The sequence below is a fragment of the Mesorhizobium sp. M7A.F.Ca.CA.001.04.2.1 genome, assembly GCF_003998485.1.
Lineage (GTDB): Bacteria > Pseudomonadota > Alphaproteobacteria > Rhizobiales > Rhizobiaceae > Mesorhizobium > Mesorhizobium ciceri.
In genome coordinates, this window is the sequence record NZ_RZQT01000052.1 from 34,182 (window position 1) to 42,083 (window position 7,902).

Annotated in this window: 8 protein-coding genes; 3 read left to right on the top strand and 5 right to left on the bottom strand. The window is 61.7% G+C overall.

The annotated features are described in order from the left end of the window. Nucleotides 1-103: 103 nt before the first annotated feature. The gene (locus EN955_RS17935; protein ID WP_024503319.1) at nucleotides 104-2,086 is read right to left on the bottom strand and encodes a BTAD domain-containing putative transcriptional regulator; all 1,983 of its coding nucleotides are present in this window, start codon (nucleotides 2,084-2,086) and stop codon (nucleotides 104-106) included. Nucleotides 2,087-2,237: 151 nt separating this feature from the next. Here EN955_RS17935 and EN955_RS17940 point away from each other — a divergent pair, with 151 nt between their 5' ends. From EN955_RS17940 to EN955_RS17950, 3 genes are read left to right on the top strand one after another with little or no spacing between them, the layout of a single operon-like run. After that, complete coding sequence (locus EN955_RS17940) at nucleotides 2,238-3,236, top strand: DMT family transporter (protein ID WP_024503320.1); 999 nt, start codon at nucleotides 2,238-2,240, stop codon at nucleotides 3,234-3,236. A 48-nt stretch (nucleotides 3,237-3,284) separates the two neighbouring features. Continuing rightward, nucleotides 3,285-3,986 (top strand): hypothetical protein, encoded by a 702-nt coding sequence (locus EN955_RS17945; RefSeq protein ID WP_024503321.1) that lies wholly within the window; start codon nucleotides 3,285-3,287, stop codon nucleotides 3,984-3,986. A gap of 41 nt (nucleotides 3,987-4,027) precedes the next feature. Further along, nucleotides 4,028-4,834 carry a DUF1194 domain-containing protein gene (locus tag EN955_RS17950; protein ID WP_024503322.1) on the top strand — a complete coding sequence of 269 codons (807 nt, stop codon included), beginning with the start codon at nucleotides 4,028-4,030 and terminating at the stop codon, nucleotides 4,832-4,834. A gap of 108 nt (nucleotides 4,835-4,942) precedes the next feature. Here EN955_RS17950 and EN955_RS35450 read toward each other — a convergent pair whose 3' ends face one another. The 4 genes from EN955_RS35450 to EN955_RS17970 all read right to left on the bottom strand — a co-directional run. Then, the gene (locus EN955_RS35450; protein WP_224619186.1) at nucleotides 4,943-5,482 is read right to left on the bottom strand and encodes a DUF982 domain-containing protein; all 540 of its coding nucleotides are present in this window, start codon (nucleotides 5,480-5,482) and stop codon (nucleotides 4,943-4,945) included. Further along, complete coding sequence (locus EN955_RS17960; RefSeq protein ID WP_013531723.1) at nucleotides 5,386-6,372, bottom strand: dipeptide ABC transporter ATP-binding protein; 987 nt, start codon at nucleotides 6,370-6,372, stop codon at nucleotides 5,386-5,388. The genes EN955_RS35450 and EN955_RS17960 overlap by 97 nt, the downstream gene beginning before the upstream one ends. Before the next feature lie 8 nt (nucleotides 6,373-6,380). Beyond that, on the bottom strand, nucleotides 6,381-7,340 hold the full coding sequence (locus EN955_RS17965; protein WP_024503324.1) for an ABC transporter ATP-binding protein: 960 nt from the start codon (nucleotides 7,338-7,340) through the stop codon (nucleotides 6,381-6,383). After that, nucleotides 7,337-7,902 (bottom strand): ABC transporter permease (locus EN955_RS17970; RefSeq protein WP_164769891.1); only part of this gene is annotated, 566 nt, incomplete at its 5' end. The genes EN955_RS17965 and EN955_RS17970, both read right to left, overlap by 4 nt.

Here is a 7,902-nt window from a genome sequence, read left to right on the forward strand (position 1 = left end):
GGTCGACCTGGCCGGAATTGCCAACGCGTCGTCTGCTTTCGATGCCTGGGCGGAGGACGGAACCCTCCAGCTTCGTATGACGGTGTCTGCGCCAACGATGTGGCTAGGAACTGGGAAGGCCAGCCCTCGACAGCATCTCAAGGAACCGGGAATGATGATGATCCTTTACATAGCGCGGCACAAAGCCAGGGCAGACGTTGCTCAGATTGAGATGCGGAAGTTGTGACAGGCAATGGTGGATGGCCCGGGACGCTTCTTCGTTATTTCCGGTGGCCGATGCGGTCGCGGCCCAATAAAGGGCGCCGCGAACGAAGCCAGGCTTTGTCCTGACCACTTTGCGGGCGGCTTCGAGCGCCCGCTGGTTGTCTCCGCCAGCGAAGAGCGCCACAACCAGGCCGTGGTGGCGCCAGAAGTCGATGACATCGTGCGTTCCGAGCCGGATTGCTTCGTTGGCCTCACGCACCGCTTCGTCGACCTGTCCGCGCAACGCAAAGAGCATCGAAATATCGCCGTGGCCAGTTGGGTAGCTTGGGTTGAGGCTGATCGCGTGGCGGCATTCGGCGATCGCCTCGTCGATGCGACCGCAACTTTCGAGAGCGAACGACAGAATACATCGGGCAATTTCATCGTCCGGTACCGCCCGTACTGCGGCTTCCGCAAGCTCGACCGCACGCTCGATCACCCCACGCTCCCGAGGCAGCGCACCAAACGCCACGCCCATGGATATCACGATCGAGAGCGTCCGCTTTGCACGGGCATTGTCGGGACCTATCGAGAAGGCCCTCTCGGCAAGCTCTATCCCGACCAAAAGTGAGTCCCGAGTCATCTCAAAATATTTCATGAGGGCTTCGTTCACCAGCCTGCGCACTTCAGGGATCCCTGGCGGGCTTTTGTCTCGAACCTTCCAGTTGGTCAGTTGAAGTTCGAGGATCACGGCAAGAACAACAGATTGTGCGATCCTGTCCTGGAATTCGAGCGCGTTCTCGGAGTGGCCGTCGAACTTCTGGGCCCAGACATGGTGGCCGCCGGCGGCATCGACGAGCTGGACATTCACCCTCAACCCATTGCCGGATCTCTGGACGCTGCCGCTGAGTATATATCGCGCGCGGAATATTCCTGGCGTCTTGGCTTCTTCGCCTGGGCCGCTCTTCTCGGGCGGAAGCGCGGCGAGCACGACATAGTCGGCCACTTCGGAAAGAGCTGTCGTGATGTCCTGGACAAGTCCCTTGGCGAAAAAGTCGTCGCCTTGCTTTCCGGTCAGATTAACGAAGTCGGCAACGCTGATGGACGGACGCCCAAGGCGCTGGCTGGACGGAACACCATTTGTCGACTGCACATTTGAAGCGTCGTCGGCGGCAAGCAACAGAGATTGCCAAAGCGCCCGCGTTTCAGGGCCGGCTTCGACGCCGAACTCCTTCTTCAGCATGCTTCTGCAGGCTTCGTATGTCCTGATTGCCCTGTCGCGTTGGCCACATGCGAGCAGCAATTCCATCTTGAGCCGATAGGATTCTTCCCGTGTCGGTTCCATGGTCAGAATACGATCGGCCAGGATCAGCCCGGCATCGGGGTCGACGAGACGGGCCAGTTTTTCGAAGGACTCAAGCGCGCGGCCGAGCAGCCTGTCGCGTTCCGATGTGATCCAGTCATCGAACGTATTGCTCCCCAGATAAAGCCCGTCGAGGAAGGGCCCGATGTAGTTCGCCAAGGCCTTCGCGAGGTCCTGGGTGGAACGGGCCGAGAGACCCGTTTCGAACTTCTCCACGTCGACTTGAACCAGCTCTGGCCTCAGGGCGATCAACTCACCGCTGGAATGGATGAGATCCACCCCTTCTCGCGCCAGATCCTGGCGCAGGACACTGAGGGCCTGCCGAAGGCTGTTGCGCGAATGTTCAGCGTCGCTGTCGCCCCATAGGAGGTCAGCCAGCCTCTCCCGCGTCGCCGCCATGCCCGGACACCGGGCCAGATAGGCGATGATTGCCGGCCCTCGTTTCCCGGTCAGCCGAAGCGGGCCGGCCGTTTCATTTTCAATCCGGAAACCGCCGAAGAGTGAGATTCTATTTGCAGCGCCGCTGTCCTCACTTTGCATTTGCTATCCCAGCCTGACGAAATCCTAACTCAAAACTAACGCTTCGCAACAGTCGGCCTTCGCGCTCAAGCGCTGCCGTAACGGCAGGCTGTTTAGGCTTTGCTAAATTAAGGCGACCAAGTCAACGAAAGGCTTGGTTCGAGGGGGGCGCGTGTCCAGGACAAGAGCCAATTTGCTGCTGCTGTTTGCAGCCGCTTTGTGGGGCTTCGGCAATGTCTCGCAAAAGATGGTGCTTGTGCATCTCGACGCGCTGAGTGCTGTGGGTCTGCGATGCCTGATCGGCGGGCTGCTTGTGCTGCCCTTTGTCTTCATGGAGAAGCGGCTTCCGCTCGGGCCGGACTATTTTTCCAGCTTGGCCAAGGTGGGCGCGCTGTTTGCCATCTCCATCACGCTCCAGCAGCTTTGCTATCTCGGGGCCTCCGTCACCAATGCGAGCTTCCTGGTAAGCACGGCAACGGTAATGACACCGCTGGCCGCCTGGTTTCTCGTAGGCGAACGTCCGACAGCGAGTCTCACAATCGCCGCCGGATTGACCCTTGTTGGAGCCCTGCTGTTGTCGGATGGGATAGCCGGGTTCAGCAGTGGCGATCTTACCGCTGTCCTCTCGGCTGCCTGCTATGCGCTCTGGGCAGTCGAACTGGGCCGGCACATGCAGGTGCATGCGCGGCCGTTCACCGCAGCCGCGACACAGTTCTTCGGCGCCGCAGCCTTCGCCCTGCCGCTCGGTGCAATGCAAGGCAATCTGTCGCTGGCCGCCGCATTCGCAGCCGGCCCGGAACTGGCGATCCTCGGCGTGTTCTCCACTGCGATTGCCTTCGGCATACAGACGGTTGCCCTCCGCTTTACGCCGGCCAGCCACGCCGCCGTGATCGTCAGCGCAGAAAGCGTTTTCGGGGCGCTGGGCGCGGCAATCTTTCTCGGCGAGCGGAGCTCGTCCGCGAGCGTCTTGGGTGCCGGCATCATCCTGGGTGCGATCCTGTCCGTGGCAATGTCGAACCGAGCGCTGCAGGCACGCACGTCCTTGCGAACCGCTTCGGTTCAACCCTTCGACGCGGCCCCTGCCTTTGCAACTGCGTCCGCAAATCGGGCGGGCGATCGTCATCCCAACAATTCAGGTCCAGTGGAGGAATGTGATGGCCCTTGCCGGTGATGCGAAACGTATTCCAGACCCGGCCGGACTTGTCGCGGGGGCGCAGTGATGGATGCGCGGACAATCCTTCTTCCGGTCGCACATTTGGTATCGGCGCTTCGCGCCCGCATGAAGGGACCGGGCGGCTACTACAACAGCGGCAATGCGCTCGGCCTCATTGTCGGTCTGGCGATCCAGATTGCCACCGCGCCGGTCGGCCTGCATGAAGGAAGCAGCGTCACCATGGCGGTGATCGAATATTTCGCTGGCAGCCATGGCACTGTTGCGCTGACCTTGACCACCCTGGTCTTCTTCTGGGGCGGCGAGGCCTATCACCGGGCCTGGGCAAGGCCGGATGCTCCCGATCCCGCCCTCAACCGTCTGGGCGACTTCCTGTCGGGCCTGGGTGCGATCGGGCTCGGCATTGCCCTGTTGCTGCTCGGCGATCCATTGCTTGCGGCGACCTCCGGCCTGCTGCATGCGCTGGGCAAATTCGGCAGCACCTTTCACAGGCCCGGCACGCCAATTCCGATCTGGCCGGCCGCTTGGCCCGATCCGTTCCGCAGTGCGGTGCTCGCCAGCCGGTTGCCGGCGATGCTGGCGACGATAGTGGCCCTCGCCCGCGCTTTGCCTGAGGTCTGGTGGAGCGGCTCTTTCGCGGCCCTCGCCATGCCACTGACCTTGCTCGGCTGTTATCTCTTGTGGACCAAGGCCGATCTGCTGCTCTTCGGCGTGGGCACCAAGGCGATCCGCCAGATTTCCACATGTTGAGCTCGCTTTTGAAACGACCGGATGTCGAGATGGAGAATGACATGTTTGGCAGTGTGTATCATCAGGACGCCGGCCCCCCATCCTTTCGCGAACGGGTGCGGGCGACAGGCTGGGGCAGTCTCCTGACGCCGGCCGGTTCAATCTCGAGAGTGACAGGAATACTTGCAGCTTCGCTGTTTTGGGGGGCCTCGGCCCATGCCGCGAACGTTGACGTCGCCATCGTGTTCGCGGTCGACTTTTCGTCATCCATCGATCCGAAGATCGCCGATATGCAACGCGAGGGACATGCCACGGCACTCACCTCGCCAGAGATCATCGCCGCCATCAGCCGGAATTATGTTGGTTGCATCGGCGTTGCCTATTTTGAATGGTCGAGCCCCGGACACGCGCGCGTCGTGCTGCCGTGGACAAGCATCTGCGGACTGGAAGATGCCAAAGCGGCGGCTGCGGTGATCAGCAGGAAAGGCGATACCGGCTTCATCCGCAGAGGGCGTGGCGGAACATCCGTCTCCTCGGCTATCGACATAGGCAGTCTCCTGCTCGACCAGTTCCCGGGAAAGGCCGCAAAGAAAGTCATCGATATCTCCTCCAATGGCGAGAACAACGACGGGCTTCCCGTCCAGCCGAGCAGGTCGAACGCCATAGCCAAGGGATATACGATCAATGCCATCGCCATCCCGGCGGAGGATGAGAATCCCGACCAACCTCTGGCATCCTATTTTGCCAAATCGGTCATTGGCGGTTCCCAGGCCTTCGTCATGACGCCGAAGGGGCCAGACGACTACACCATGGCGCTTCGCCGCAAGCTCGTGACTGAAGTAAGCATGAACGACGACCGTCCGCTGTGAAAGTGTGCCATGTAGGACGAACTTTCGAGGCCCCATCCCGAAGCGCATTGCTCAACGAGAACCCGCGCCCTGCAGCGCGAGACCTTGTAGGACCGTCAGGACAACAGCCTATCGCCGCAATGCGTGCACGCTTGCCTTGCCTTCGCCGCCTACCGGCAAAGCCATGTCATCGTCGAGAAGGCGCGTGATGCGGGCAAAGCCGGTGAACGCTTTCCTTGCTTCCTCGGCCGACATCTGGCCCGACAAAGCGGCCGAGCAACAGTTCAGCGCGCACTGATAAACCGGACCGCGCCGTCCCGTTGGCCATTTCCGCAAGAACATCATGGCTTCGGCAACACTATCGATTTCTTCCGCAGGGTGTCCTTGCCCGCGCGAAATCCGCACGGGCGAAAAGAAATGCAATTGATCCATCGTTTCCTCCCGGTCGACCGCAATGCGCTCGATCGAACCCCACCAAACGCACCAACAGCCGGTTGGTTCCAGCCAAAAAATGGAATTTTTTGAGAAATCTGTCAGGCGAAGGCGATCACCTGTGCGGTGGTGAGTGTCGCCTACATCGTCGGAAAGTGGCAGGCGACTTTGCGACCGGGTCGGTATTCCCGCAACTGCGGCCGCTCCGAACGGCAGCGCTCCGCCGCGATCGGGCATCGGGGATGGAAACGGCAGCCGGTTGGAGGGTTCAGAGGGCTCGGTACGTCGCCGGTGAGGATGATGCGCTTGCGCGTCCCGCTGGGCGTCGTCTCCACGATAGGAACCGCCGAGATCAGCGCCTGGCTATAGGGATGGGCCGGTGCTGCAAACACTTCTTCCGCCGGCCCTTCTTCGACGATCGAGCCGAGATACATGACCGCTATGCGGGTTGAAACCTGACGTACCACCGACAGGTCGTGGGCGATGAAGATGTAAGTGAGATTGAGCTTCTCCTGCAGATCGGCAAGCAGGTTGACGATTTGCGCCTGCACCGACACGTCGAGCGCGGAGACGGGTTCGTCCAGGACCACGAGGTCCGGGTTCAATGCAATAGCCCGCGCGATGCCGACGCGCTGGCGTTGCCCGCCGGAAAATTCGTGCGGAAACCGCATGACGTGATCCGGCAGCAGGCCGACAAGGTCGAACAGTTCCGCCACGCGTCTGGTGATCTCGCTCGACGAGAGCCTGCCATGGATGCGCAGCGGCTCGGCCACCAGGTCGCCGACGCGCCGGCGCGGATTGAGCGATGCCGACGGATCCTGGAAAACCATTTGCAGGCGGCGCCGGAGCGGCCTGAGTTCGGACAGCGACTTCGAGGTGATATCGTTGCCTTCGAACAGAAGCTCGCCGTCCGATATGTCGTAGAGCCTCACCAGGCAGCGCGCCAGCGTGGACTTGCCGCATCCGGATTCGCCGACCAGGCCGACCGTCTCGCCGCGCCACACGGTCAGGGAAACATTGTCGACCGCATGAACGGTTCGCTTGCCTTCGGCGGAAAAACGGCTGCCGATGGAAAAGCGCTTGCCCAGCGAACGCGTCTCGATAATGGGGCGGTTCTTGTCGGTCATCGATCCCCTCATGCCTGTGCCACCCTGAAGCACGCCGCGGCATGAGTGCCGCTCCCGAGGTCGGGTTTGCCGGCCTCGCAGGGCTCATAGTGAACCGGGCACCGCGGACCGAACGCACAGCCCTGCGGCAATCGCAGCAATGACGGCGGCGAACCGGGAATGGCCGGCAGGCGGCGTGGTTTTTCGCCGGTCAGCGGCGGGATCGAACCGAGCAGCGCGCGCGTATAGGGGTGTCGCGGATCGGAAAACAGCTCCGCGCGACTGCCGCGCTCCACCACGCGGCCGGCATACATGACCATGACCCGGTCGGCGAGTTCGGAGACCACGCCCATGTCATGCGTGATGAAGACCACCGCCGACTTGTGCGTCGCGCGCAGCTTGCGCACCAGATCGAGAATGCCGGCCTGTACGGTGACGTCGAGCGCCGTGGTCGGTTCGTCAGCCACCAGCAACGCCGGATTGCAGGACAAAGCCATTGCGATCACCGCCCGTTGACGCATGCCTCCGGACAGTTGGTGCGGGTAGCGCGACATCGCCTCGTGCGGGTTCGGAAAATTCACCTCGGCCAGCAATTCCTCCACGCGCTCCATCGCCTTGGACTTGCTGATGTTGCGATGCGCGCGGATCTGTTCGGCGATCTGCCAGCCGATCGTGTAGACAGGCGTCAACGCGGTCATCGGATCCTGGAAGATCATCGCGATCTCGTTGCCGCGCAGCCGCCTCAGTTCGCGCGCGGGCAGTCCCACCAGTTCGCGGCCTTTGTAACGGATCGAGCCTTCGATGGTGGCGTTGGGGTCGGTGATCAGACCCATGACGGCCAGCAGCGACACGGTCTTGCCGGAACCGGACTCACCGACGACGCCGAGGATCTCGCTCTCCTCGAGGTCGAAGGAAACGCCATCGATGGCCCGCACCAGGCCATCATTTGTGCGGAAGGATACTTTGAGGTCGCGCACCGACAGTATCATGATGTCCTCAGGCGCGGATCGAGAAGGATGTAGACGAAATCGACGACCGCATTGGCAACAACCACGAACATCGAAGCGTACATCACCGTTGCCATGATCATCGGCAGATCGAGATTCTGCAGCGCGTCATAAGTAAGCTTGCCGATGCCGTGCAGCCCGAACACCACCTCCGTGAGCAGGGCCGAGCCTCCGACCAGCGCACCGAAATCCAGGCCGAACAGGGTGACGAAGGCGATGAGTGACGTGCGCAAGGCATGGCGCAGCAGGATGCGGGTCTCCGACAGGCCCTTGGCCCGGGCCGTACGGATATAGTCCTCCTGCAGGGATTCGATGATCGCCGCGCGCAGCACGCGCCCATAAATGCCGATGTAGAGAATGGACAGCGTGATCCACGGAATGACCAGGGTCAGGAACCAGCCTTTTGGATCGTCGGAGAAGTTCTTGTAGCCGAGCGGCGGCACCCAGGAGAACGCCCAGCTGTCGTGGTAGCGGCTCTGGGTGATCAGGTTCATCACCTCGCCCAGCCAGTACACCGGCATCGAAATACCGAGCAGCCCTAGCG